The sequence below is a fragment of the Actinosynnema sp. NPDC037264 genome (assembly GCF_055603705.1).
Genome location: NZ_JBVJVK010000031.1, coordinates 1 through 24201, shown reverse-complemented (window position 1 = coordinate 24201; position 24201 = coordinate 1). Strand labels below are relative to the sequence as shown.

Annotated in this window: 25 protein-coding genes and 1 riboswitch; of the genes, 11 read left to right on the top strand and 14 right to left on the bottom strand. The window is 72.3% G+C overall.

From position 1 onward, the window contains the following. Window positions 1–155: 155 nt before the first annotated feature. Together ACZ7GX_RS28235 and ACZ7GX_RS28230 are read left to right on the top strand one after the other, a co-directional pair. Window positions 156–1850 carry a PHP domain-containing protein gene (locus tag ACZ7GX_RS28235; RefSeq protein ID WP_498780949.1) on the top strand — a complete coding sequence of 565 codons (1695 nt, stop codon included), beginning with the start codon at window positions 156–158 and terminating at the stop codon, window positions 1848–1850. Further along, window positions 1850–2386, top strand: a complete 537-nt coding sequence (locus tag ACZ7GX_RS28230) for a hypothetical protein (RefSeq protein ID WP_498780948.1) — start codon at window positions 1850–1852, stop codon at window positions 2384–2386. Before ACZ7GX_RS28235 ends, ACZ7GX_RS28230 begins: the two co-directional genes overlap by 1 nt. Here ACZ7GX_RS28230 and ACZ7GX_RS28225 read toward each other — a convergent pair. The 3 genes from ACZ7GX_RS28225 to ACZ7GX_RS28215 form a co-directional block, all read right to left on the bottom strand. After that, entirely contained in the window at window positions 2306–2752 is a 447-nt protein-coding gene (locus tag ACZ7GX_RS28225) for a DUF6010 family protein (RefSeq protein ID WP_498780946.1), read from the bottom strand. The two genes, ACZ7GX_RS28230 and ACZ7GX_RS28225, sit on opposite strands and share 81 nt — an antisense overlap. A 331-nt stretch (window positions 2753–3083) precedes the next feature. Next, a complete protein-coding gene (locus ACZ7GX_RS28220; RefSeq protein ID WP_498780944.1) occupies window positions 3084–4640 on the bottom strand; it encodes an MDR family MFS transporter in 1557 nt (518 codons plus the stop codon). Beyond that, window positions 4637–5095: a MarR family winged helix-turn-helix transcriptional regulator gene (locus ACZ7GX_RS28215; RefSeq protein WP_498780943.1), complete on the bottom strand. Its 459-nt coding sequence runs from the start codon at window positions 5093–5095 to the stop codon at window positions 4637–4639. The genes ACZ7GX_RS28220 and ACZ7GX_RS28215 overlap by 4 nt, the downstream gene beginning before the upstream one ends. A 189-nt stretch (window positions 5096–5284) precedes the next feature. On the opposite strand from ACZ7GX_RS28215, the gene ACZ7GX_RS28210 reads away from it, so the two are divergent. Continuing rightward, the gene (locus ACZ7GX_RS28210) at window positions 5285–6541 is read left to right on the top strand and encodes a cytochrome P450 (protein ID WP_498780941.1); all 1257 of its coding nucleotides are present in this window, start codon (window positions 5285–5287) and stop codon (window positions 6539–6541) included. On the opposite strand, the gene ACZ7GX_RS28205 is transcribed toward ACZ7GX_RS28210, so the two are convergent. The 4 genes from ACZ7GX_RS28205 to ACZ7GX_RS28190 form a co-directional block, all read right to left on the bottom strand. Beyond that, on the bottom strand, window positions 6538–7137 hold the full coding sequence (locus tag ACZ7GX_RS28205) for a TetR/AcrR family transcriptional regulator (RefSeq protein WP_498780940.1): 600 nt from the start codon (window positions 7135–7137) through the stop codon (window positions 6538–6540). The two genes, ACZ7GX_RS28210 and ACZ7GX_RS28205, sit on opposite strands and share 4 nt — an antisense overlap. A 107-nt stretch (window positions 7138–7244) precedes the next feature. Further along, complete coding sequence (locus ACZ7GX_RS28200; RefSeq protein ID WP_498780938.1) at window positions 7245–8780, bottom strand: MDR family MFS transporter; 1536 nt, start codon at window positions 8778–8780, stop codon at window positions 7245–7247. 76 nt (window positions 8781–8856) lie between these two features. Next, window positions 8857–9474, bottom strand: coding sequence for a TetR/AcrR family transcriptional regulator (locus ACZ7GX_RS28195; RefSeq protein ID WP_498780937.1), 618 nt, complete (start codon window positions 9472–9474; stop codon window positions 8857–8859). Window positions 9475–10037: 563 nt separating this feature from the next. Next, the gene (locus tag ACZ7GX_RS28190; protein ID WP_498780935.1) at window positions 10038–10499 is read right to left on the bottom strand and encodes a DUF2695 domain-containing protein; all 462 of its coding nucleotides are present in this window, start codon (window positions 10497–10499) and stop codon (window positions 10038–10040) included. 325 nt (window positions 10500–10824) lie between these two features. Between ACZ7GX_RS28190 and ACZ7GX_RS28185 the strand changes: the two genes are divergently transcribed. Beyond that, entirely contained in the window at window positions 10825–11109 is a 285-nt protein-coding gene (locus tag ACZ7GX_RS28185; protein WP_498780934.1) for an isoamylase early set domain-containing protein, read from the top strand. Here ACZ7GX_RS28185 and ACZ7GX_RS28180 read toward each other — a convergent pair. Together ACZ7GX_RS28180 and ACZ7GX_RS28175 are read right to left on the bottom strand one after the other, a co-directional pair. Next, window positions 11090–12490, bottom strand: a complete 1401-nt coding sequence (locus ACZ7GX_RS28180; protein WP_498780932.1) for a carotenoid oxygenase family protein — start codon at window positions 12488–12490, stop codon at window positions 11090–11092. The genes ACZ7GX_RS28185 and ACZ7GX_RS28180 overlap by 20 nt on opposite strands. Window positions 12491–12547: 57 nt before the next feature. After that, window positions 12548–12865 carry a winged helix-turn-helix transcriptional regulator gene (locus ACZ7GX_RS28175; protein WP_498780931.1) on the bottom strand — a complete coding sequence of 106 codons (318 nt, stop codon included), beginning with the start codon at window positions 12863–12865 and terminating at the stop codon, window positions 12548–12550. 90 nt (window positions 12866–12955) lie between these two features. Between ACZ7GX_RS28175 and ACZ7GX_RS28170 the strand changes: the two genes are divergently transcribed. From ACZ7GX_RS28170 to ACZ7GX_RS28160, 3 genes are all read left to right on the top strand, one after another. Then, on the top strand, window positions 12956–13555 hold the full coding sequence (locus tag ACZ7GX_RS28170) for an NADPH-dependent F420 reductase (RefSeq protein ID WP_498780929.1): 600 nt from the start codon (window positions 12956–12958) through the stop codon (window positions 13553–13555). A gap of 41 nt (window positions 13556–13596) precedes the next feature. Then, window positions 13597–14520, top strand: coding sequence for a prolyl aminopeptidase (pip, locus tag ACZ7GX_RS28165; RefSeq protein ID WP_498780928.1), 924 nt, complete (start codon window positions 13597–13599; stop codon window positions 14518–14520). A 73-nt stretch (window positions 14521–14593) separates the two neighbouring features. Continuing rightward, window positions 14594–15400, top strand: coding sequence for a Clp protease N-terminal domain-containing protein (locus tag ACZ7GX_RS28160; protein WP_498780927.1), 807 nt, complete (start codon window positions 14594–14596; stop codon window positions 15398–15400). On the opposite strand, the gene glyA is transcribed toward ACZ7GX_RS28160, so the two are convergent. Then, a complete protein-coding gene (glyA, locus tag ACZ7GX_RS28155) occupies window positions 15376–16632 on the bottom strand; it encodes a serine hydroxymethyltransferase (protein WP_498780926.1) in 1257 nt (418 codons plus the stop codon). The two genes, ACZ7GX_RS28160 and glyA, sit on opposite strands and share 25 nt — an antisense overlap. Before the next feature lie 28 nt (window positions 16633–16660). Beyond that, a riboswitch (ZMP/ZTP riboswitch) is annotated at window positions 16661–16747 on the bottom strand. Between the two features lie 171 nt (window positions 16748–16918). On the opposite strand from glyA, the gene ACZ7GX_RS28150 reads away from it, so the two are divergent. Continuing rightward, window positions 16919–17770, top strand: coding sequence for a hypothetical protein (locus ACZ7GX_RS28150; protein ID WP_498780924.1), 852 nt, complete (start codon window positions 16919–16921; stop codon window positions 17768–17770). After that, window positions 17767–18426 carry an extensin family protein gene (locus tag ACZ7GX_RS28145; RefSeq protein WP_141975207.1) on the top strand — a complete coding sequence of 220 codons (660 nt, stop codon included), beginning with the start codon at window positions 17767–17769 and terminating at the stop codon, window positions 18424–18426. Before ACZ7GX_RS28150 ends, ACZ7GX_RS28145 begins: the two co-directional genes overlap by 4 nt. 73 nt (window positions 18427–18499) lie before the next feature. Here ACZ7GX_RS28145 and ACZ7GX_RS28140 read toward each other — a convergent pair whose 3' ends face one another. Next, a complete protein-coding gene (locus tag ACZ7GX_RS28140; protein WP_498780923.1) occupies window positions 18500–19642 on the bottom strand; it encodes a VanZ family protein in 1143 nt (380 codons plus the stop codon). A 119-nt stretch (window positions 19643–19761) separates the two neighbouring features. On the opposite strand from ACZ7GX_RS28140, the gene ACZ7GX_RS28135 reads away from it, so the two are divergent. After that, window positions 19762–20202, top strand: a complete 441-nt coding sequence (locus ACZ7GX_RS28135; RefSeq protein ID WP_498780922.1) for a hypothetical protein — start codon at window positions 19762–19764, stop codon at window positions 20200–20202. Between the two features lie 220 nt (window positions 20203–20422). On the opposite strand, the gene ACZ7GX_RS28130 is transcribed toward ACZ7GX_RS28135, so the two are convergent. From ACZ7GX_RS28130 to ACZ7GX_RS28120, 3 genes are all read right to left on the bottom strand, one after another. Continuing rightward, window positions 20423–20905 (bottom strand): DinB family protein, encoded by a 483-nt coding sequence (locus tag ACZ7GX_RS28130; RefSeq protein WP_498780921.1) that lies wholly within the window; start codon window positions 20903–20905, stop codon window positions 20423–20425. Between the two features lie 58 nt (window positions 20906–20963). Next, entirely contained in the window at window positions 20964–21947 is a 984-nt protein-coding gene (gene ligD, locus ACZ7GX_RS28125) for a non-homologous end-joining DNA ligase (protein WP_498780919.1), read from the bottom strand. Between the two features lie 140 nt (window positions 21948–22087). Beyond that, window positions 22088–22933 carry a helix-turn-helix domain-containing GNAT family N-acetyltransferase gene (locus ACZ7GX_RS28120; protein ID WP_498780917.1) on the bottom strand — a complete coding sequence of 282 codons (846 nt, stop codon included), beginning with the start codon at window positions 22931–22933 and terminating at the stop codon, window positions 22088–22090. 102 nt (window positions 22934–23035) lie between these two features. Between ACZ7GX_RS28120 and ACZ7GX_RS28115 the strand changes: the two genes are divergently transcribed. Further along, a partial coding sequence (locus tag ACZ7GX_RS28115; RefSeq protein ID WP_498780916.1) for an FAD-dependent oxidoreductase occupies window positions 23036–24201 on the top strand: 1166 nt, incomplete at its 3' end.

Here is a 24201-nt window from a genome sequence, read left to right as displayed (position 1 = left end):
CCGGCGCGGTGCAACCCCGGTCCTTTACGCGGTCTTGACGGTCGCGGAGGCGCGTCGAAGTGTTCACCCGGAGTTCGACTCCGCGCACCACCCCACGCACGGCCGCAAAACGATACTTCGGCCTGCCGCCGTTCGGGTCATGATCGGAGTTCCGCATGTCGCACGACCACCACCACGGCCACACCCACGAGCACCACCACGAGGAAGTGGAGGGCAGCTGGCGCGACGCCCAGGACGACCGGCCGCTATCGGTGGCGCGACGCCGGTTCCTGGCCGGTCTGGGCGCGGCCGGCGTGGCGACCACCCTGGGCGCGCTGCCCGCCCACGCGCACGGTGACCGCCCGGCCACGCCGGTGAACCCGTGGGGCGGGCGCGGGCGCTGGTTCGCGGGCGACCACCACATCCACACCAAGTACTCCAACGACGCCCAGTACGAGGTCGCGCAGCAGGTCGCCAAGGCACGCGAGCACGGGCTGGACTGGGTCGTGATCACCGACCACGGCGGCGTCGCGCACGAGAAGTTCTCCATCGACCAGGTCGCGCCGGACATCGAGCGCGCCCGCAGGTCGCACCGGGACGTGCTGGTCTACCAGGGCCTGGAGTGGAACATCCCGGGCGCCGAGCACGCCACCGTGTTCCTGCCGCCCGGCCGGTCCACCGTCGACATCCTGCGCGCGTTCGAGGCCGCCTACGACGGCGGTGTCCTGTCCACGCCGGTCGCGAACGGCGGCAAGGGTCTGATCACCCGCTCCACGTCGGCCGACGGCGAGCCGTACGCGTTGGCGGCCCTGCGGTACCTGGAGGCGCAGGTGCTCTCCGGCCGCACGGAGATCGCCCTGATGTTCGCCAACCACCCGGCCCGGCGCGGCGTGGACAGCCCGCACGAGTTCCGCGGCTGGCGCGACGCGGCACCCGGCGTGGCCGTGGGCATGGAGGGCGCGCCCGGCCACCAGGCGGCGGGCATCCCGACCGCGAACGGCGGCCGCGGCGCCGCGCGCGGGCTCTACGACGCCTCGCCCAACCAGGACAGCTTCCCCGGCTTCGCGCCGACCGCGACGGAGAACCCCTACCGCACCTACGGCGGGTTCGACTGGATGACCGCCAAGGTCGGCGGCCTGTGGGACTCCCTGCTGGCCGAGGGCAGGCCGTGGTGGGTCACCGCCACCTCCGACTCGCACCGGGTGCACCTGGACACGCACAAGCAGGGCACCGGCGACCACAGCACGACCGGCAGCCGCGGCGCGCCGATCGACACCGGCGTGCCGCAGGTCGAGAGCGACTACTGGCCCGGTTTCTACAGCTCGACGCTGGTCGGCGCGGACTCCAAGTCCTATGTGGACGTGATGCGCGGCATGCAGGGCGGCAAGGTCGTCGCGGTGCACGGGCGGATCGTCGACGGGCTGAACCTGCGGGTCCGGTCGCTCGGCGAGGGCGACGACCGGGGCGTCACGATCGGCGGCCGCACGTTCGTCCGGCGCGGCCACGACGTCGAAGTGGTGATCGAGGTCGACCTGGCGCGCGGGCCGAACTTCGCGGGCGTGGTGCCGCGGCTGGCGAAGGTGGACCTGATCGCCGGCCCGATCACCGGCCCGGCGGCGGACCGCGACGCGTTCTCCGCGCCCGCCACGCAGGTGGTGAAGTCGTTCGAGGTCGCGCGCACCGCGCGCGGCACGGTGAAGTTCACGCACACGTTCCGCCGCGTGGAGGGCGCGTTCTACCTGCGGCTGCGCGGTTCGGACGGCAACCGGCTGACGTCGGACGGCAACCCGGTGATGGACGTGATCGGTGACGCCGACCCGTGGGCGGACCTGTGGTTCTACGCGAACCCGGTGTTCGTGGACGTCATCTGATGCCGTGGCTCGGCGCCGTGCCCGCCCTGCCCGGCGAGCACGGCGCGGCGCACGTGGACGCGCTGCTGCTGGCGGCGTTGGACGGCGTGGCGGCGGACTTCGTGTGCACGCACACCGACCGGTCCGGGCCGGTCGCCGTCACCACGCTGTCCGCGCACGTGACCGGCGAGGTGGACGTGGACCGGCTGGCGGAGGCGTTGGGCGGGCCGGTGGCCGTGCTCGACGACTCCGACACGCCCGCCGCACGGGCCGCGCGGGCGGGCCGCGACCGCGCCGACGGCCGGTGCGTCCGGTTCCCCGGCCAGTCCGCGCTCACCGGCACGCACCCCGCGGCCGAGGTGGTGGCGCGGTCGGCGATCGACCGGGTGGTCGGCATCGGCGTCGCCGTCGCGCCGACCGACCCGGTGCAGACGCTGGGCTTCGTGCGCCCGGTGTGCCGGGACGGCGAGCTGCTGCTACTCGTGGAGCCCGCCGTCGGTGGCGTGCTGCGCCCGGCGGAGGCGGAGAGCCCGCACGAGTGCTGCGGGGGTCATTGACCGGATGCCCGGACCGCCCGCGAACGCCCACAGGGCGATCACCGGGTCGCAGATCGCGCACCCCAGCGACGAGTGCTCGGCGAACGGCACGATCGGGTTGCCGTGCAGGTGGTGCGCCACGTCCGCGGCCGTGTGCACGAGCCACCCGATGCCGATGAACGTCCACGACGTCAGGCCGCGGTAGGCGCAGAACGTGATGACGGCGGTGATGGCGAACTCCCACGCGCCCAACCCGCCGCCGCTGAGGTACGCCGCGCCGGCGCCGCCGACCATGACCGCGTTGAACGGTCGGCGGTGCCGGTCGGGGATGAAGGAGTTCAGGAGCACGTACAGCACGCCGATGAGCAGTGCCGAGACCACGACCATGGTTGGCGGTCCTTGTCGTCGCAGGAGAAACGTTCCGCCCCGGACGTTAGGAGCGCCGCGGCCGGCACGGCAGTGGCCGGAGTGCCACGTCCCAACGGGTTCTCGCCAACACCCGTCGCACGTGGTCGGGGGGGGGGGGGGGGGGGGGGGGGTGCCCTCCGCTACTGCTCTCTGTGCCGTCCCCGCTTCTCTCCCCCCCTCCTCCCTCCCTCTCCCCTTCCGCCCCTGCGTCCCTCCTCCCCCTCCTAACGTGCTCCCACCAACCTTTGTTGGGGGGGGGGGGGGGGTGGCGCCCCCCCCCCCCCCCCCCCCCCCGACCGCTGTCCCGTCGTCAGGCGCTCGCCGCCACCTCGGGCTTCTCCTCCGCCAGGTCCAGGCTGGAGCGCAGGGTGACCGGCTTGAGCAGCAGGGCCGCGATGACGCCGATCACCGCGATGGCCGCCGAGATCAGGAAGATGTGGCCGGTGGCGTCGCCGTAGGCGTTGCGGACGATGTGCTGCACCGCGTCCGGCAGCACGTTCAGGTTGAGGTTGCCGCCGCCCGCGCCGCCGGCGGGGATGCCCGCCGCGGTCAGGTCGCGGGTGATGTGCTCCTCCACCCGCCGGGCCAGCACCGCGCCCAGCACCGACACGCCGATCGTGCCGCCGAGCGACCGGAAGAACGCGATGGTGGAGCTGGCCGCGCCGATGTCCTTCAACGGCACCGTGTTCTGCACCGCGAGCACCAGGTTCTGCATGCTCATGCCGACACCGACGCCCACCAGCAGCATCGCGCCGCCGACCAGCACCAGCGACGTGTCGTGGTCGATCTGCCCGAGCGCGAGGAACCCGAGCACCAGCGTCGCCGCGCCCACCACGATGTAGGGCTTGACCCGGCCGGTCTTGGTGATCAGCCGCCCGGACACGATGGACGCGCCGAGCACGCCGACCATCATCGGGATGGTGAGCAGGCCTGCCTCGGTCGGGCTGTAGCCGCGGCCGATCTGGAAGTACTGGCCGAGGAACACCGCGCCGCCGAACATCGCCATGCCCACCGCCACGCTGGCCAGGATCGCCAACGCCGTCGTGCGCTGCTTCACGATCCCCAGCGGCACCACCGGTTCCGCCGCACGCGCCTCGACCGCGACCGCGCCGCCCAGCAGCGCCACCGACGCGCCGACCATGGCGAAGCTCTGCCACGACAGCCACGCGAACGAGCCGTCCACGAACGAGATCCACACCAGCAGCACGCTCACGCCGACCGCGATCAGGCTCGCGCCCAGGTAGTCGATCTTCACGTCCTCGCGCCGGACCGTCTTCACCTTCAACGTGGCCTGGAGCACGAACAACGCGATCACCGCGACCGGCACGCCGATGAAGAAGCACCAGCGCCAGCCCAGCCACGAGGTGTCCACGATGAGGCCGCCGAGCAGCGGCCCGCCGACCGTGGCCAACGCCATCACGCCGCCGAGGTAGCCGTTGTACCGGCCGCGCTCGCGTGGCGGGATCATCGCCGCGATCACCACCTGCACCAGCGCCTGCAGACCACCGACGCCGATGCCCTGGAACGCGCGTGCCGCGATGAGCTGGCCCGCGCCCTGCGCGAAGCCGCTGAGCACCGAGCCCACCACGAAGATCACGATGGCGACCTGGACCAGGGTCTTCTTGTCGAACAGGTCCGCGAGCTTGCCCCAGACCGGGGTGGTGGCGGTCGCGGTCAGCAGGGTCGCGGTGACCACCCAGGTGTACTGGGTCTGCGAACCGTTGAGCGCGCCGATGATCTGCGGCAACGCCGTCGAGACGACGGTGCCGCTGAGCATCGCGACAAACAGCACCAACAGCAGACCGCTCAGGGCCTCCAGGACCTGGCGGTGGCTCATCGTGCCGTTGGCGGTGGCGGGTGCGCTCATCGCGCGGCCTCCAAGGTGGAGCCGAGGGCTCCTTCGACGTCAATGGTCAGGCGCCCCAGGGAGGTGGTCAGCGCCTGGACCTCTTCAGGGCTCCAGTCGGCGAGCGCGCGGCCGAGCAGCCGGTCGTACCAGTCGCGGGCGGCGGCCAGCTCGGCGTGACCGCGTTCGGTCACCACGAGGATGCTGGCGCGGCCGTCGTCGGGGTCGGCCCGCCGTTCGACCAGGCCGTTCGCGACCAGCGCGGCCACCGCCCGGCTCACCGTGGACGGGTCGAGCCCGGCGCTGGCGGCCAGTTCCTTGGCGTGGCACCCGGTGGGTTCCACGCCGGCGCGGGCGATCAGGCCGAGCGTGCCGATCAGGCCGGGAGGCAGCGCGTGGTGCCGCTGCCTGACCATCCGCACAACCCTCAGCAGGTCGCGCACCCGGTCTTCCAGCTCCCGCGCGACGGCGTCCATGCCGTCCCCCTGTCTCTCCGCATTGCTTGCCACATACAACTATCACCCAAACTTGCACGACGTGCAAGTTTTCTCGTTGTGCACTGAGTTACATCGAAAAGCTGCACAGCGTGCACGTTTTGGTACCGTGGGTCACGCCCACCACACCGAGCAGCGGCCCGGTCACGCCGGGTCGGGAACGGACCGTCGATGACCACCGCTTCCCAGGAGAAACGCCCCTCCACCGGCCGGCCGACCGTTCCCCTGCCGCCCGAGCTCACCCGGCGTGACGCCGGCCCGTTCCACCCGCCGGCGGCCTTGACCCGCCTCGGCGAGCAGGGGCCGGTGCACCGGGTGACCATGCTCGACGGCGACCCGGTGTGGGTCGTCACCAGCCACGAGCTGGCCCGCACACTGCTCGGCGACCCGCGGCTGAGCTCGGACCGGTTCCGCAGCCGGCGCGTCCTGGAGAAGCTGCCCCAGCCGATCCGCGCGAGGTTGGCCGACAAGCGGGCGCGGGCGGGCAGCTTCATCACCATGGACCCGCCCGAGCACACCCGCTACCGCAAGCTCCTCACGGGCCAGTTCACCGTGCGGCGGATGCGTCAGCTCGAGCCGCGCATCCAGCGGATCGTCGACGACCACCTCGACGCGATGATCGCCGCCGGACCGGGCGCCGACCTGGTGCGGGCCTTCGCGCTGCCGGTGCCGTCACTGGTGATCTGCGAGCTGCTCGGCGTCGAGTACGCCGACCGCGACGAGTTCCAGGAGCGCACCGGGAAGCTGCTGCGCCTGGACCTGCCCGTGGCCGAGATGATGCGGCTCGCCGACGAGCTGCGCGCCTTCATGCACGACCTCGTGCGCGCCAAGCGCGCCAAGCCGACCGACGACATGCTGTCCGGCCTGATCGAAGCCGACCCCACGCTCACCGACGACGAGCTGATCGGCATGGCGAACCTGCTGCTGGTCGCGGGCCACGAGACGACGGCCAACATGCTGGCGCTGGGCACGTTCGCGCTGCTGGAGCACCCCGAGCAGCTCGCCGCCCTGCACGCCGACCCGACGTTGATCGGCGGCGCGGTCGAGGAGCTGCTGCGCTACCTGTCGATCGTCCACCTCGGAGTCGTCCGCACCACGCTGGCGGAGGTGGAGATCGCGGACGAGGTCGTGCCGGCCGACTCGACGGTGCTGGTCTCCGTGCCCGCCGGCAACCGCGACCCGTACCACTACCCCCGGCCCGACGAGCTGGACGTGACCCGGGCGCGCGGGCCGCACCTGGCGTTCGGGCACGGCGTGCACCAGTGCCTGGGCCAGCAGCTGGCCCGGGTCGAGATGGTGGCCGGGTTCACCGGCCTGCTGAGCAGGCTGCCCGGACTGCGGCTGGCCGTGCCCGCGGCCGACGTGCCGATGCGCGACGACATGCTGGTCTACGGCGTGCACGCGCTCCCGATCACCTGGGACGCCTAGGCGGGGTCCGGGCGCACGGCGGCGAAGCCCACGTCCAGCCGGTCGATCATCACGTCGATCAGCTCGGACAGCTCGGGCCGTTCGGCGGCGTCCAGCCACCAGCCGACGACCACCCGCAGGGTCGCCATCACGGTGGCCGCGAACATCACCGGGTAGAGGTCGGTGGCCGGGTCGACGCCGACCCGTGCGGCGACGACGGCGGCGAGTTCCCGTTCCTGCACGGCGAACGCGGCGATCTGGTGCGGCAGCAGGGCCGGGGTGCGGCGCAGCGCGCGCAGCTGCGCCACCCGTTCCGGGTCGATCCGGTCGGGCACGACGTCGACCAGGGCCGCCCGCAACGCCGGCAGCACCGGCTCGTCCCCGGGCCGGTCGGCGAAGGCGTGGACGAACGCGGCGGCCGTGGCGACGTCACCCGCGACCACCGCCTCCTCCTTGGAGGAGAAGTAGTTGAAGAACGTGCGCAGCGAGACACCCGCCTCGTTGGCCACCTGTTCGACGGTCACCCCGTCGAGGCCGTGCTCCACGCACAGCCGCAGGGCGGCGTCGGCCAACGCCGTCCGGGTGGCGAGCTTCTTGCGTTCGCGCAGTCCTGACACGCGCGAAAGTGTCGCACTTGTCCGGCTCCCGACCGGACAAGTGCGACACCGTGTCTTGTCCGCGCTGGTCGCCGACGCCCTGCGGCGGTCAGCGCCTGGTGGCGGGGTCAGTGCCCGGCGGCCATCTCCGCTGCCAACCGCTCGTCACCGCTGAGCGTCTTGAGCGGCTTCTCCTTGATGAACAGCACCGCCACCAGCGCCAGCACCGCGATCGGCGCGCCGATCAGGAACAGCTCGGCGGTGGCCGTGGCGTAGATCTCGCGCACGATCACCCGCACCGGCTCCGGCAGCAGCGCCAGGTCGGGCACCGTCGCCTCGCCGCCGGTGGGCGCGGGGCCGAACTTCTCCTCGCTCAACGCGGTCACCCGGTTCGCCAGCACCGCGCCCAACGCGCTCACGCCGATCGCGCCGCCGAGGCTGCGGAAGAACGTGAGGGTCGAGGTCGTGCTGCCGAGGTCGCGGGCGGGCACGTCGTTCTGCGCGGCCAGCACCAGGTTCTGCATGAGCATGCCGACGCCGATCCCCAGCACGGCCATGTGCACGCTGACCATGAACACGCTGGTGTTCGCGTCGATCGTGGCCAGCAGCAGCATGCCGCCGACCATGATCACGCCACCGGCGACCAGGAACGCCTTCCACTTGCCCCACTTGGTGATCAGCTGACCGGCGACGGTCGACGACACCAGCAGGCCGAAGATCATCGGCAGGCTCATCAGGCCGGCCTGGGTGGGCGTCTTGCCCATGCCGATCTGGAAGTACTGCGACAGGAACACCGTGCCGCCGAACATCGCCACACCGACCAGCGCGCTGGCCAACGTGGTCAGCGCCACCGTCCGGTTGGCGAAGATCGTCAACGGCACGATCGGGTCCGCCGCCCGCGACTCGACCCACACGGCCAGGGCCAGCAGCACCACGCCGACCGCCACGAGCAGCGCGGTCCACGCCGAGGCCCACTCGAACTGGTGGCCCGCCAGCGTCGACCACACCAGCAGCGTGGAGACGCCGCCGACGATCAGCACCGCGCCCAGGTAGTCGATCTTGACCTCCTTGCGCACGACCGGCAGGTGCAGCGTGCGCTGGAGCAGGAAGATCGAGGCGAGCGTGAACGGCACGCCGATGAAGAAGCACCAGCGCCAGCCCAGCCACGAGGTGTCCACCATGACGCCGCCGATGAGCGGGCCGGCGACCGTGCCGACGCCGAACACGGCGCCGAAGATGCCGGCGTAGCGGCCCATCTCGCGCGGCGGGATCATCGCCGCCATCACGATCGTGGCCAAGGCCGTCATGCCGCCCGCGCCGAGGCCCTGCACGACGCGGCTCGCGATGAGCACCTCGACGTTCGGGGAGAAGCCCGCGATGAGCGAGCCGACCACGAACAGGCCGAGCGAGAGCTGGATCAGCAGCTTGCGGCTGTAGAGGTCGGCGAGCTTGCCCCACAGCGGCACGGTCGCCGTCATGGCCAGCAGTTCGGTCGTGACGACCCAGGTGTAGACGGACTGCGAACCGTGCAGGTCCGCGATGATGCGCGGCAACGCGTTCGACACGATGGTCGACGCGAGGATGGCCATGAACATGCCCAGCATGAGGCCGGACATCGCTTGCACGACGTCCCGGCGCGAAGTCGTGCCGGTTTCGGTGGACATCGGATCCCCCAGTTTGTCTGCGACTGTGACGCGGTGTTCGGACGCGGCGCTTGCGCGACCGCGGTTCGGCTGTGGTTCAGCCGCGGTGGTGGCGGGGCGGGTCGGCGAGACCCGCGGCGATCAGGTCGAGCGCTTCGGCGAGCAGGTCGTGCAGCGGGGCGGCGGTGCTCGACCAGCGGGCCACCGCCACCCGGAACGCCGCACCCGCCGCCGCGCCGAGCAGCAGCGGGTAGGTGTCGTCGGCGGGCAGGCCGACCCGTTCGGCGATGCCGGCGACCAGGTCGCGCTCCAGGGCTTCGCCGCCGAAGAACAGCCTGGCCAGCAGCACGGGGTGCTGCTGGACCACCCGCATCCGTTGCAGCCACAGCTCGCGGTCGTCCGCCAACTCCGCCGCGACTTCGGCCAGGAGTGCCTCGCGCACCGCCGCGGCCGCGGACAGGTCCGCCGGTTGGGCGAGCACGCGGGCTCGCACGCGTGGACCGGCCTCCGGGTCGGGGCCGAGGACGGCGTCTTCCTTGCCGGCGAAGTAGTTGAAGAACGTGCGCGGCGAGACGTCGGCGGCGGCGCTGATGTCCTCGACGGTCACGTGGTCGAGGCCGTGCTCGGCGACCAGGCGGACGGCCGCCTGCCCCAACGCCCTGCGGGTCTGCCGCTTCTTGCGGTCGCGAAGCCCTTCGGCCGCCTGCGTGGTCACTCGATCAGGGTAAGTAAAAACCTGCACTCACTGCAACTTTGCAGACCGTGCACCATTTGTGATCCCGCTCTCCCCACCCCGCCCCCACCGTCGACACGACCCCCGACCGCCACTCGCCCCCGCCACTCGGACCCTGGCCCTCCGGAATCCACCCCTGCCGCCGACCCACCCTGCCGCTCCCATACCGCTCCCCCATCACCGCAGCTTGTTGGCTATGGCGAGCGATTCTGCGGCAACCCCCGGGTCTTGCCGCAATCCCCCCTGTGCGCTATAAGTTGAAGCGGGAAGGAGTGAACACTCCCCCTTTCCCTCACGAGGCAACCTTCACCGCACGGCCCAGCCGCCGCCTCGTCCCTCACGCGATCCCCCAACGCGAACGCCGCCAGCCACCGCAGCACCCGCACTCCAGCGCCCCGTGTCGTGCCCCGAAACGCCCTTCGCACCCCACCCGCACCGCCACGCCCGCGACCGCACCGCCATCTCCACGCGTGCCCAGCCAGCCGCGAATCGCGACCCGTCTCGGATCGCGGGCGGCCGCAGGTCGCCGTGGCGGATCGATCGGCCTACCCGAACACTTCCTCCGGGTCGCAGTTCATGACGACCTCGCAATCGCAGTACCCGCCGAGTTCAGCCAACCCTTCGGCCACCAAACCCCATTCGAGCCGACCCCATTCGAGGCCCTGGCGCTCGACGCCCCTGCCCTCCTGCCCCTGCCGCTTGCGATCCTGGCCATCCCCGCCCTGCCGCTCGCGCCCCTGACTCTCCCGCCCGTGGCGCTCGTGGCTGTCGTGGCGCCGGCCGTCGACCCACGACCGGGCGTGGCGGAGGGTGTGGTCGCAGCCCCTCGATGCTGGGCCTCGTCCACCGACCGGCCGCCTTCCTACCGCCTCATCCTTGCCCCGCCTCGACCTCAACCTCCTCAAGCCCGTGCGTCCGCCGTGCACACGGGGTCCGCCGCGCCGTGCCGCCTCCTTCTTTCCCGGCAACGCGGCTCGCGCTCGAAAAGTTGCCCATTGACACTTCATTCGCCCGTTGGAGTGATCTCCGAGGCCGGTGCGGTGGCGACGGTGGCGACTCCTGTCGGTCCATTGTGCCTGGTTGGAGCGGCCGTCGCCACGAGAGTCGCAACGGTTTCCCGGGTGGCGTCCACCAAAGGGCGGGAAAGCACAGTGGTCGGGCACGCTCCACAATGCGCAGTTCGGCGGCGGAGGCGCAGGGAGGGAACCCAGGAGCATCACACCGATGGGTGACCGTCCACTTCGAACAGGCGCGCCGGCTTGAAACGCTGCCACGGCACGGCGACGCTGGTGGCCCCGAAGGCATGGCAAGATCGACTCGCGAGGGAGAACGATGCTCCGCAGCACTCGCCTGTTCGGCCCGAAGCGCCGCGTGACCTTCTCACTGCCCCTCGACCAGCCGCGCGGGCCGGTGAGCGTGGTCGGCACGTTCAACGACTGGACCCCCGGCGTGCACGAGCTGGTGCCCCGCCGCGACGGCACGCGCACGGTGACCGTGATCCTCTCCCCCGGCACGCACCGGTTCCGCTACCTCGGCGACGGCGGCCTCTGGTTCGACGAGCCCGACGTGCCCCACGTCGACCCCGACGGCTGCGTGCTCACGGTCGACGCGACGTGAACTGACCGTGGAAGCCGAACGGGATGGCGTGCGGCACGTCGGCCCGCGCGACCTCCGTGAACGTGGCCGCGTCGAGCACCAGCAGACCGGACCGCCCGGCCGAGCCGTCGAGCACCACTGACAGCACCACACCGTCGTCCTCGGCACGGGCGCCGGGCGCGGGCACGAACACCGGCTCGCCCGGGTAGCGGCCGGGCTCGTGCCAGCGGCTCGTCCGTCCACTGAGGACGTCCACCTTGACCAGCTGGTTGAGGAAGTCGCGCGTGCCGTTGTCGCGGGAGCCGACGCCGTAGGCGTACCGGTAGTCGCGGCCGTTGTGCGATCCGTACGCGATGCGCGGCAGCTCCAGCGAGTCCGACGCGAGCCGCCGCGACCGGATGCCGCCGCCGGACAGGTCGACCTCGTACCGCGTCGGGAACGACAGCGGCAACTCCCCCTCACCGCGCACGTTGTCCAAGTACAGCGCGTCGACCACGGTGGCATCCGGGTACGCAGCGACGTCCACGACGACCCGGCCGTCCTCGTCGTAGGCGTTGACGTGGTGGAACGCGAAGAACGCGTCGGTGCGCTCGTCGGCGACCACCGAACCGTCCCGCTGGTCGAGCACCACGAACCGGGTGCCCAGTTCCGGCCGCCACCGGTAGTTCTCGATGAACGGCCTGGCGCGCAGCAGCAGCGACAGCGGGTTGACCACGAACGGGAACACGGCCAGCACGACGTGCCGCTCGGTGACGGCGAAGCTGTGCAGGTAGCCCGGGCGGTCGGTGGGGAGGGAGGCGATCAGCTCCCGGGCCTGGCCGCGCTGCCGGTAGACCTGGTAGACGCTGCGCCGGCCGAACTTCAGCACGTAGTTGACCAGGTCGTCGGTGAGCGGCGCCCGGTGCGGGTGCGCGGTGGTGACGTGGCCGGAGATCGCGTCGTCGTCATCGGCGAGGCCGACGGTCGCCAGCGTCTCGCGGTCGAACTCCACCGCGATGGGCGTCTCGGTGAGCGCGAAGTCCCGGTCGCCGTCGGAGGTCACGTTCACGTTGGCGTTCGACGTGCGGCGCAGCCCGGGGTGGGTGAAGAAGCGGTTGAAGATCGAGCGGCACGGGTCGGTGGCGAACTCGCCGAACGCGATGTGGCCGTCGTCGCGCGCGGAGCGGAAGCTGGGCGTCTCCAGGTACCGGTTGCGGTAGGTGACGGCCCCGTCGGCGAACCCGAAGCGGTGCAGCATCGCCAGGCCGTCGAACCAGTGCCGGAACGAGCCCTTGTCGGTCTCGAACTTGGCGGGTCCGTTGCGCACCAACGTGCCCGCCAACCAGGGCGGCAGTTCGCCGCGCACCTCCAGGTCGACGACGACTTCCCGGTCGAGGCTCTCGAACCCGGCCCGTGGACCCATCACGACCTCCTTCGCAGAACAGCGTTACACAACAACGTTATAAAACACTGTTTTGCTTCAGTCGTCAAGCCGGACCTCGTCACCCCGCTCGTGCGCCCACCGGCCGAGCGCGTCGATCGGCTCGAGCAGGCTGCGCCCGAGGTCGGTGAGCCCGTATTCGACCCGGTCGCGCGACGCCGTCCGGACCACCAGCCCGGCGCCCGCCAACCGCCGCACGGTCTCGGTGAGCACCTTCGGCCGGATGCCGCCGATCGCGCGCCGCAGCTCGGCGGGCCGGCGCGGGCCGTGCCGCAACGCGTGCAGCACCACGGGGTTCCAGGTGTTGGCCAGCAGGTCGAACGCCTGCCTGGCGCGGCAGTCGGCGAGGAAGTCCACGAGCGGCCCCCTGGGTCGTGGACACCATTTGGTGCCCGTCGGGCTCTTTAGCGTCGGCTCAAGCCAATCACTTGGACCTAGGGAGAGAGCGTGCGGATCGGTGTGCTGGGGTCGGGCGGGATGGCAGACGCGCTGGGCGGCCGTTGGGTCGCGGCGGGGCACGAGGTGGTGATCGGCGGGCGTTCGCCGGAGCGCTCGAAGGAGTTGGCGGCCAGGATCGGCGCCGTCGCCGGGCCGCCCGCGGACGCGGTGGCGTTCGGGGACGCGGTGCTGCTCGCCGTGCCGGCGGCGGTGGCGGCCGAGGTGCTCGGGCGCGCGCCGGGCCGGGTGGTGATCGACTGCACCAACTCGGTGGTGCCGGGCCGGTTCGTGCTGGACGAGCCGCGTGCCGCCGCACGGCTCGCGGCCGCCTCGGGGGCGCACGTGGTGAAGGCGTTCAACCTGTGCCACGTGGACGTGTGGCGGCAGCCGTCGTTGACGTTCGAGGGACGGCCGCTCGGGGTGCCGCTGTGCGGCGACTCGGCCGACGCGCTGGACGTCGTGCGGGCACTGGTGCGGTCGATCGGGTGCGTGCCGGTGGACGGCGGGCCGCTGGAGCGGGCCGAGTTGCTGGAGGCGACGACGGCGTTCGCGATCGGGCTCTGGGTCGGTGGCGCGGACGTGCGGTCGATGTTCCCGCCAATTCCGTAAGCACTAATATAACAGCACTGTTGTATCCCGAGGGAGGAACCGTGCTGTACCCCGAGATCGAGCCGTACGACCACGGCATGCTCGACGTCGGCGACGGGCACCACGTGTACTGGGAGGTGTGCGGCAACCTGGACGGGAAACCGGCGGTGGTGCTGCACGGCGGGCCGGGCTCGGGCTGCACGCCCCGTGCCCGGCAGTACTTCGACCCGGCGGCGTACCGGGTGGTGCTGTTCGACCAGCGCGGCTGCGGGCGCAGCACGCCGCACGCCGGCCACCCGGTCGTGGACCTGTCCACCAACACCACCGACCACCTGATCGGCGACCTGGAGAAGCTGCGCGAGCACCTGGGCGTGGACCGGTGGCTGGTGTTCGCCGCGTCGTGGGGCTCGGTGCTGGGCCTCGTGTACGCGGAACGGTTCCCGCACCGGGTGTCGGAGATGGTGCACGCGGGCGTGGCCACCGGGCGCCGGGCGGAGACCGACCTGCTGACCACGGGCTTGGCGCCGATGTTCCCGCAGGCCCACGCCCGGTTCCGCGAGCTGGCGCCGTCCGGCGACCCGGCGGCCGGGTACCTGGAGCTGCTCCTGGACCCGGACCCGGCCGTGCACCGCCGGGCGGCGCTGGAGTGGTGCGCGTGGGAGGACGCCTTGCAGCCGTTGTCCACCGGCGGGCTGCGGTTCGAGAACCCGGAGCACGGCCTGGCGTTCGCCCGGCTCGTCACGCACTACTGGGCGCACGGGTCGTGGCTGCGCGAGGGGATCGTGCTGGAGGAGGCGTGGAAGCTCGCGGGCATCCCGGGCGTGATCGTTCAAGGAACGCTCGACCTGGGGAATCTGATCGGCACGCCGTTCGACCTCGCGCACGCGTGGCCGGACGCGGAGCTGGTCCTCGTCCCCCACACCGCGCACGGCGGGAGCGACGCGATGACGGAGGGCAGGCGCGCGGCTACTGACAAATTCCGGTAACACCCGGAAACTCGGTGCGATGGACTGAGGACAGCCCGATCCCGGGGCTGGTCGACCGGTGGCGAAGGAATTGATGTTGGAACGGTTCACCGAGAGCGCGCGCCGGGTCTCCGTGATCGCCCTCCAGGAGGCGCGGAGGTTCGCCCACACCGCCATCGGCACCGAGCACCTGTTGCTCGGGTTGGTCGGCGAGGGCGGCGCGGCGGCGTCGGTGCTGGCGTCGGTGGGGGTGTCGCCGGCCGGGTGCCGGGCGCGGGTGCTGGAGGTGTCCCGGCCGGGTGTCGTGCCCGTGCCCGGTCGCCTGCCGTTCACGCCCGGCGCGAAGCGGGCGTTGGCCTCCGCCGTGCGGGAGTCGCTGGCGTTGGGGCACCGGCACGTCGGCACCGAGCACCTGCTGCTGGGGGTGCTCGCGGAGGACGAGGGCGTGGCGCTCGACGTGCTGGCCCGGTGCGGCGTCGACCCCGGCGAGGTGCGGGACCGGGCGTTCGCCGCGCTGGCCGGGATCGACCTGTCCCCGGTGGCGCGGCTGTTCCTCAGCTACCGCCGGCCGGACGACGTGCACCTCGCCGGGCGCATCGCGGACCGGCTGGACGACTTCGGCCGGTCGGTGGTGGGCGACGTCGGTGAGTGCGACGTGCTGCTCGCCGTCGTCGGGCCGGGCTGGACGCCGACCGACCTGATGCGCGCCGAGGTGGCACGTGCGGCGGAACGCGCGGTGCCGGTGATCCCGGTGCTGGTCGACGGGGCGGTGCTGCCCGTCGACCAGCTGCCGGGAACCGGTCAGGTCGCCGACCACGTCACCGTCCGGCACGAGACGTTCCGGGCGGACGTGGCGCGGTTGGCCGACGTGGTCCGCTACGCCCAGCCGGGCATCGGGTAGCCCGCCATCAGGTCGGCGACCTCGGCGGCGATGCGGTCGAGCACCTGCGCGTCGTCGGCCGCCCGGACGGCTTGGTCGATCCACTCCGCGACCTGCGGCATGTGGTCCTCGGTGAGGCCGCGGGTGGTGATGGCGGCCGTGCCGAGGCGGACGCCGGACGGGTCGAACGGCTTGCGCGGGTCGAACGGGACGGTGTTGTAGTTGGCCTCGATGCCCGCCCGGTCCAGGGCCTTGGCGGCGGGCTTGCCACCGATGCCCTTGCTGGTCAGGTCGACCAGGATCAGGTGGTTGTCGGTGCCGCCGGAGACCAGGTCGAAGCCGCGGTCGAGCAGCGCGGCGGCCAGTGCGCGCGCGTTCTGCACGACGGCGTGCGCGTAGAGGCCGAACGACGGCTCCGAAGCCTCGCCGAGCGCGACCGCGATGGCCGCCGTGGTGTGGTTGTGCGGGCCGCCTTGCAGGCCCGGGAACACCGCCTTGTCGATCGCCTTCGCGTGCTCGGCGTCGGTGAGGATCATCGCGCCGCGCGGTCCGCGCAACGTCTTGTGGGTGGTCGTGGTGATCACCTGGGCGTGCCCGACCGGTGACGGGTGCGCGCCGCCCGCGACCAGGCCCGCGATGTGCGCGATGTCGGCCGCGAGGACGGCGCCGACCTCGTTGGCGATCTCGGCGAACGCGGGGAAGTCGATGGTGCGCGGGATGGCCGTGCCGCCGCAGAAGATCACCTTGGGGCGTTCGGCGCGGGCCAGGTCGCGGACCTGGTCCAAGTCGACCACGCCGTTCTCCTTGGTGACGCCGTACTGGACGCTGCGGAACCACTTGCCGGTGGCGGAGACGCTCCAGCCGTGGGTGAGGTGCCCTCCCGCGGGCAGGGCCATGCCCATGACGGTGTCGCCGGGGTCGAGGAACGCCAGGTAGATGGCGAGGTTGGCCGGTGAGCCGGAGTAGGGCTGGACGTTGGCGTGGTCGACGCCGAACAGCGCCTTGGCCCGACCGACCGCCAGCTCCTCGACCGGGTCGATCACCTGCTGGCCCTCGTAGTAGCGGCGGCCCGCGTAGCCCTCGGAGTACTTGTTGGTCAGCACGGAGCCGGTGGCTTCGAGGACGGCGGTCGAGACGTAGTTCTCCGAGGCGATCAGGCGGACCTTCTCGAACTGGCGGCGTGCCTCGGCCTGGACCAGGCGCGCGACCTCGGGGTCCGCTCCGGTCAACGACGGGATCGCGGGTTCGTGCATGACGACCTCCACGCGCGCGGGGGCGCTGCCGCAGCACCCAGGCGCGCGGTGCATCTCGGCTCAACGCTCCCCGGTGGTCGTTCCCACCCTCGGCACGCCAGTCGCGAACACCGCGAATCGTACCCCAGCGGCCCTGACCGACCGGTGGGTTCCGGCCCGGACGGCAACGGTTTTGGGCGGAACGGGCCATTGCCGCAACGGCGGGTCACCCATACTTTGTGGGTTGGAAAACTTCCAACCGGCCCTGTGCCACGTCAGCACTTCCCCCTGCCTCGAAAGGACTGACGTGCTCGATCGGCGAACATTCGTGCTGGGAGCCGCCGCGACCGCGGCCCTCACCAGCACGCTGACGGCCCACGCGGCTGCTGCGGCACCCGCGTCGAGCGCCGCCGACAACCCCCGAAAAGCCGCGGGCGTGTTCCTCGCGTCCGACGGCACCCCTCTCATGGTGACCGAGGAGAACGGCCAGTGGGTCGTCGTCGACGAAGGCGGTTCGGTGCGCATCACCACCGGCCTCGCCGGCGCGGACCTGGTCGACGTCTCCCGTGACGGCTCCACCTTCCACGCGGTCGGCGCGCTGCGCGGCGACCCGATCGCCACGATCTGGGAGTCCACCGACGGCATCGCGTGGCGCGAGGCCCGCCGCCTGCACGGCGTGCGCTCGGAGTTCACCGCGGTCGGCGGCGGCCTGGCGTTCGGCTCGGTGCTCAAGCACGAGCGCGCTTCGCTGGTCCGCATCGCCGCCCGCCGCACCGCGTCGGGCTGGAACACCGTGCCCGTGCGGGGCTTGGAGTGGACCGACGACCTGTCGGCCACCGCCGTCACCGCGACGCCCGACGGCTGGGTCGTGGCGGCCGTCGACGTCTCCGGCACGGTCCTGCACACCTCGCGCGACGGCGTCACCTGGACGACCCGGCCCCGCCTGGACGGTGTCGCCGTGCGCGGCCTCGCCGCGGTGGACGGCCGCGTGCACTGGGTCGGCAACGAGATGGTCGACGCCACCCCGCTCACCGGCGTGCTCGACGCGGACCGGACCCGTCCGGCCGTGCCGCAGGACGCGAAGGCGCTGGGTGTCGCGGGCACCCGTTCCGGCTGGCTCACCGGCGGCCGGCTGATCACCGCGGAGGCGACCCGATGATCACGTTCCAGCGGATCGACGGCACCCCCGTCTACTACTGGCGGTCCGGCCGCGGCAACACGACGTTGCGCAACTGGCAGGTCACGCAGGCGTTCTACGACTCCCTGGTGCTGTGGATCCGGGACCTGCGGTCGCTGTCGTCGGCGTACGGCAGCATCACGTACCTGGTGTCGGCCGGCTTCTACGTGAACAAGCCCGGCGAGCACGGCTCGGGCACCGCGATGGACCTCGACCACGTGCGGTGGAGCGGCGGGCAGGTGTCGTCGCCGCTGGACCGCGACCACGCCTCCGGCACGCTCGCCACGCGTCGCCGCTACCTGGCGGTGGACGCGGTGTGCCGTCGTCGGTTCCGGTTCGCGTTGGACGGTTGGTACAACGCCGCCCACGAAGACCACATCCACTCCGACTTCGGCGGCCTGCCGGTGCGGTGCGTGACGGGGTCGGAGAGCGACACGAAGTTCGTGCAGGCGCTGTGCAACAACTTCATGAGCTCCGGGTTGGTGGTGGACGGCATCTGGGGTCCGAAGACGCAGAGCGCGTTCACCACGGCGAAGTCGCGGCTCGGGACCACCGGTGACCCGCACACCAGCAGCGCGGCGTGGCAGTCGTTCCTGTCCGCGGCGGCTCGGAAGGGCTTCGCGAACCAGGCGTTCTGATCCGGCGTGGACGAGTGGACGGGCCCGTGAGCCGAGTGCCGGCTCACGGGCCTTTCCGCTGCGGCTCGGAGGATCAGGGCTCCGGCTTGTTCTGAGCGTTGAACTCGGGGGGCCTGGACGAGGGACGCGGTCGACCTGAGCGTTCGGCGCGCGCGGCGGTGGTGATCGTGGTGGTGGTCGAGATCAGGCCCAGCAGGCTGCGGCGGTCGGAGCGGGAGCGGGCGGCGAGGCCGAGCACGACGGCGGCGAAGAACACGAACCCGCTGTGCCCGGCGGAGATCAGCAGCAGGACCGGCAGCCACCAGAGCACGAACCGCAGCACGACCGCCCGTGCCGGCGCCGTGCCGCCCGTGCGCGCGTCGGCCAGGGCCAGGTTGAACGCGACCTGGCCAGGCGTGGCCCGGTCGGCGCGCAGCAGCGGCACGACGACCGTGGCGACCACCGGCACCAGCACCCCGAGCGCGGCCCCGAACCGGTCCGAGACCGCGAGCCTGGTCAGCCCGGGCGTTCCGGTTCCCTCGCCGACGAGCACGAGCACCGCCCGGCACGCGAACTGCGCCAGCGACAAGGTGAGCAGGTCGCCCGCGAACGCCAACCCCCGCCGCACCAGACCCGGCGGCCCGGTGTCGGCCACGGGCTCCGGCACGGCCGCGGGCAGCCGCCGCCCGACCCACCGCGCGAGCAGCCACCCGACGACCGCGCCCGCGGTGTTGGTCATGAGGTCGTCCACGTCCGCGACCCGGTACGGGCACGGGTAGAGGCCGAACACCGCCGTGCCCTGCGTCGTCTCCACCGCGAGCGACACCAGCAGCCCGATCGCGGTCGCCGCCACCACGCCGCGCCGGAACCGGTAGCACAGCAGGAAACCCAGCGGCACGAACAGGGCCACGTTCAACGCCACCTGGAGGAACGCGGGGCTGGTCGGCGAGTAGCCGGCGGCGGCGATGTCGTCCAGCGACGCGAACGGGCAGGGCTGCCAGTAGGCGCGCAGCGACCGGCTCGTGCAGAACTCGCCGGTCACGTCCGGCAGCGGGAACAGCGTGAACGCCACCAGCGCGCAGCCGTACAGCGCACTGGCCACCGCCACGACCGCGGACCAGCCGCGCAGCCGACCGTGGCGCCGGTACTGCCGGTGCACCCACGGCAGCACCGCCACCGGCACCAGCAGCGCGAACAGCACCAGCGTGATGATCGACTCGCTCATCCGCACCGACACGCGGCCACGCTAGGCCGCGCCTCCGGAACCCGCCCGCCTGTCACCTGATCGAGTGGTCGAACCGAATCGGCCCCGCCGTCGAACGCCTGTCGAGGGCTACCACCGAGGATGGGGGATCCATGGACGACTCAGCGGCGTGCGCCGCCACCCGTTACGCCAACCAGGTGCACGCGACCGTGGAACGCCTGGCCATCGGCCGCCGTTGGCCGCTGGTGCTGGCGGACGGCAACGTCCACCTGCCCACCGGGCGCGGCATCGGCGGTCTGCTGGTGAGCGCGCGCGTCGGCGGGCAGGTCGAAGCGGCGCTGCCCGCGCTGGCGCTGTCGGCCGACCTGTGGGCGTTCCTGGTCGACACCGCCGACGCCGGCACACCCGTGCTGCCGTCGCACGTGCGGCTGATGAACAACGGCCACTACCTGCCGCTGCCACCCAGCGTGACCGCGGACGGCCCGGTGCGGTGGGTCCGAGAACCAACCGACCACCTACCCCGGCTGTCCACCGTGCTGCGCCTGTTGGGCCCGATCGCGCCGACGGTGATGATCCGGCGCGCCCGGCGGTGACGGCTCAGGGTCGGCGAGCCGCCCACCTGTCCTGCCGGCCAACAGGTCTCGCACGGTGCCGGTGCGACTCCAATCCTCCTTCCCAGCGAGCGATCCCGTCGGTGTCGACTCGACCCCCACCCGTCTCCCCCGCCACCAGGTCCCGTCTCGGGTCGTCTCTCCCGGATGGCGGCGACGCCGCACCAACCCCGCCTCCCCGGCGGGGTAGTCGGGTACGGCGTCAGCGCGGTCCCAGGCCCGTCTTGCCGTCGAGCAGCTCCCGCCAGACGTCGAGGTGGCCGGCGTGGCGTGCGGTCTCCTCGATCATGTGCAGCACGATCCGGCGCAGGTCGGTGGTCTCGTCACCGAGCTGGTCGGGATGCCGCACGGCCGGGCGCGTGTCCAGCGGGGTGGTGGCGAGGATGGCGTTCGACCGCTCCCGCTGGTCCCGGTAGAAGGCGAAGACCTCCGCCGACGACCGGGGCGTGGTGAACGGCGGAGGGTCGTCCGACCACGGTAACGCGTCGGCGTGGCCCCGGAGGATCTCCTGGAACCAGTGCCGCTCGGCGTAACCGAGGTGTTCGACCAGGGCGAGCGGCGTCCAGCCGGACGGCAGCACCGCGGTCGTCAACGCCTCCTCGTCGAGACCGTCGAGGATCGCCAGCACGGCTCCCCGCTGCGCGTCCAAGAACGTCGTCAGCGCCGACTTCTCGTCGTCCTCCACCGTTCCTTCCCCCCTGTTGATCGGATCGGCGCGGACGTTAACAGGGAGCACCGACAATTCACCGCGTCGGCATCCGGACGTCGTCGGGATCCTTGTCCGGCCGCAACCCGCGCCACGACGAGTGCCGCAGCCGCCCGTCGGTGGTCCAGGCCCGGTACTCGACCTCGCCGACCAGCTCCGGCCGCACCCAGTGCGCACGGCGGGCGTGATCGGCGGGCACCGCGTCGACGAACGGCGACTCCGCGCGCTCCAACGGCCGCAGCCGCTCCTCGAGGGCGAGCAACGCCGAGTGGGTGAACCCGGTGCCCACCTTGCCCACGTAGTGCACCCCGTCGTCACACCGCACACCGAGCAGCAGTGACCCGATCGTGCCCGCACGCCGACCGTCGCCTGGCCGCCAACCGCCGATCAGCACCTCCTGCGTGCGCACCAACGGCACCTTCACCCACGCCGCCGAGCGCCGCCCCGGCTCGTAGCGCGAGGTGACCCGTTTCGCGACCACGCCTTCGAGCCCGTAGTCCTCGGCCACCGCGAGCACGTCCTCACCGTGCACCTCGCCGAACGACGGCGGCACCCGGACCTCCGGCCGGCCGCCCAGGCCGAGCGCGACCAACTCCTGCCGCCGTTCCGCGTAAGGCGCGCCGAGCAGCGACCGACCGTCCAGGTGCAGGAGGTCGAACACGTAGTAGACGACCGGCACGCGGGCCAGCAGGTCGCCACCCGGTCGGGCCACGTGCATCCGGGTCTGGAGCCGCCCGAAGTCCGGCTGCTTCCGCTCGCCGAGAGCGACGATCTCACCGTCCAGCACGGCGTCGTGATCACCGAGTAGGGCGGACAGCGCGCGTACCTCCGGGTAGGTCCCGGACACTTCGAGGTCGTTCCGGGTCATCGCCCGCACCCGCCCACCGCGCGCGTACGTGACCGCCCGGACACCGTCCCACTTGAACTCGAAGGCCCACCCGGGCCCCGGCGGGAGTCGGCCCGGCGAGGCCAGCATGGGCCGGATCAGCTCGGGGAAACCTGCCTCGGCGCGCAACGGCATGCGACCGTCCCTTGTAGACGGATCACGTCGCGCCCAGTGTCACCCGCCCGGCCCGGAGCCGCACATCGGCGGACACGATCGTGGCCGCCTGGCGGACCTGAGTGGTGAGTTCAGGGGTCCTGAACGTTCGACACGCGGGGTCAGCAGGTCGGGGTGCTGGTGGCGCGGCGTTCGAGCATGACGGTGTCGCGCCAGACGCCGTGGTGCCGGGCGATGCGTTCGCGGACGCCGACGGTGCGGTAGCCGGCCGAGTGGTGCAGGGCGATGCTGGCCCGGTTCTCGGGGAAGATCGCGGTCTGCAGGGTCCAGAGGCCGCCCTGGTCGGCGGCGGTGACCTGCCGGTGCAGCAGCGCCTTGCCCACCCCCCGGCCGCGGAAGCCGTCACCGACGTAGACCGACGTCTCGGCCACGCCCGAGTAGCACTCCCGGGCCGAGACGGGGGTGGCGGCCGCCCAGCCGGCGACCCGACCGTCCACGACGGCGACCCAGCGGTGCCCGGGCAGCCACTTGGCCTCCAGCGTGCGGCGGCTGGGCGTCTCGGTCTCGAAGGTGGCGTTGCCGGTGGCGATACCCTCGCCGTAGATGCGGCGCACGTCCGGCCAGTCGTCGTCGACCAGCGGGCGGACGGTGACGTCGGCGGGCAGGTCGGCCGGGCAGCACGGGCGGGTGACGATGGTGCCCATGACGGCGTCGGCGGCGTGCGGCAGGCCCGTGCAGCACGCCGGGTTGACCGACACCAGGGTCGCGGTGCCCTCCCTGCGCAACCGCACGAACCCGACGTCGGCGAGTTTGCGCAGGTGGTGCGAGCAGGTGGACTGGCTGACGCCGACCGCCTCGGTCAGCGCGCCCACGGTGATCTCGCCGGGGTGGGTGGCGACGGTGTGCAGCAGGCGCACGCGGGTGGGGTCGGCCAGGCAGGCGAACCACTCGGCGTAGGTGGAGGCGTCCTCGGGGGCGAGGCCCACCGCGGGCAGCGTCGTCGTCATGCCCACCAGAGTATCGACAAACGCCGATGGTTGCATCCATCGAGCCAACTCGATACATTCCCACCTGTTCGATCGAAGACAGACGATGAAAAGGGGTGGCTCGTGGACGAGCTTCCGGTGGTCGTGGTCGGGGCGGGGCCGGTCGGGTTGGCGGCGGCGGCGCACCTGCTCGAACGCGGCCTGCGACCCGTGGTACTCGAAGCCGGCCCCCAGGCCGGCGCGGCCGTGGCCCGGTGGCGGCACGTGCGCCTGTTCTCCCAGTGGTCCGAACTCGTCGACCCCGCCGCCCGCCGACTGCTGGAACCCACCGGGTGGACCGCCCCGGACGGCGAGACCTACCCCACCGGCGAGCAGTGGGCGGCGCAGTACCTGGTGCCGCTGGCCGAGGCGCTGGGCGAGCACGTCCGGGTGAACGCCCGCGTCATCGGCGTCGCCCGCCGCGGCCGGGACCGCGTCGTGGACGCCGGCCGCGACAGCGAACCGCTCACCGTGCACGTCGAAGGCGGCCGGCGGATCACCGCACGGGCCGTCGTCGACGCCTCCGGCACCTGGGGCGCGCCCAACCCGCTCGGCGGCGACGGACTGCCCGCGGCCGGCGAGCCGGAGGCGGCGGACCGCATCGGCTACCGCGTGCCCGACGTCGTCGGCGAGCAGGCCCGGTACGCGGGCAAGCGGATCGCCGTGGCCGGCAGCGGGCACTCCGCACTCACCGCCCTGGTCGCACTGACGAACCTCGCCGAACGGCACCCCGGCACGCACGTCACCTGGCTGCTGCGCCGCGGCGCGGTCGGCAACGTCTTCGGCGGCGGCGAAGCCGACCAACTGCCCGCACGCGGCACCCTCGGACTGAAGGCCCGCGCGGCGGTGAAGGCCGGGCACGTCGACGTCGTCACCGGCTTCCGCACCGCAGCCGTCGAACGAGACGGCGACCGCGTGGTGCTGGTGTCGCAGGACGGACACCGACTCGACCCCGTGGACGAGGTCGTGGCACTGACCGGGTTCCGACCGGACCACTCCTGGCTGTCCGAGGTCCGGCTCGACCTCGACCCCGTGCTCCAGGCCCCGACCACGCTCGCCCCGCTCATCGACCCCAACGTCCACTCCTGCGGCACCGTCTACCCACACGGCGCGAACGAACTGCGCCACCCCGAGCCCGGCGTCTACCTCGTGGGCATGAAGAGCTACGGCCGCGCCCCGACGTTCCTCGCGATGACCGGCTACGAACAGGTCCGCAGCGTGGCCGCCGAGATCGCCGGCGACCACGAAGC

Coding starts and splice junctions, on each gene's coding strand:
- ACZ7GX_RS28135 (WP_498780922.1), top strand. CDS start 19,762: ATGGACGACTCAGCGGCGTGCGCCGCCACCCGTTACGCCAACCAGGTG.
- ACZ7GX_RS28160 (WP_498780927.1), top strand. CDS start 14,594: ATGTTGGAACGGTTCACCGAGAGCGCGCGCCGGGTCTCCGTGATCGCC.
- ACZ7GX_RS28120 (WP_498780917.1), bottom strand. CDS start 22,933: ATGACGACGACGCTGCCCGCGGTGGGCCTCGCCCCCGAGGACGCCTCC.
- ACZ7GX_RS28180 (WP_498780932.1), bottom strand. CDS start 12,490: ATGGGTCCACGGGCCGGGTTCGAGAGCCTCGACCGGGAAGTCGTCGTC.
- ACZ7GX_RS28190 (WP_498780935.1), bottom strand. CDS start 10,499: ATGAAGTGTCAATGGGCAACTTTTCGAGCGCGAGCCGCGTTGCCGGGA.
- ACZ7GX_RS28200 (WP_498780938.1), bottom strand. CDS start 8,780: ATGTCCACCGAAACCGGCACGACTTCGCGCCGGGACGTCGTGCAAGCG.
- ligD (WP_498780919.1), bottom strand. CDS start 21,947: ATGCCGTTGCGCGCCGAGGCAGGTTTCCCCGAGCTGATCCGGCCCATG.
- ACZ7GX_RS28145 (WP_141975207.1), top strand. CDS start 17,767: ATGATCACGTTCCAGCGGATCGACGGCACCCCCGTCTACTACTGGCGG.
- ACZ7GX_RS28210 (WP_498780941.1), top strand. CDS start 5,285: ATGACCACCGCTTCCCAGGAGAAACGCCCCTCCACCGGCCGGCCGACC.
- ACZ7GX_RS28215 (WP_498780943.1), bottom strand. CDS start 5,095: ATGGACGCCGTCGCGCGGGAGCTGGAAGACCGGGTGCGCGACCTGCTG.
- ACZ7GX_RS28235 (WP_498780949.1), top strand. CDS start 156: ATGTCGCACGACCACCACCACGGCCACACCCACGAGCACCACCACGAG.
- ACZ7GX_RS28220 (WP_498780944.1), bottom strand. CDS start 4,640: ATGAGCGCACCCGCCACCGCCAACGGCACGATGAGCCACCGCCAGGTC.
- glyA (WP_498780926.1), bottom strand. CDS start 16,632: ATGCACGAACCCGCGATCCCGTCGTTGACCGGAGCGGACCCCGAGGTC.
- ACZ7GX_RS28225 (WP_498780946.1), bottom strand. CDS start 2,752: ATGGTCGTGGTCTCGGCACTGCTCATCGGCGTGCTGTACGTGCTCCTG.
- ACZ7GX_RS28230 (WP_498780948.1), top strand. CDS start 1,850: ATGCCGTGGCTCGGCGCCGTGCCCGCCCTGCCCGGCGAGCACGGCGCG.
- ACZ7GX_RS28185 (WP_498780934.1), top strand. CDS start 10,825: ATGCTCCGCAGCACTCGCCTGTTCGGCCCGAAGCGCCGCGTGACCTTC.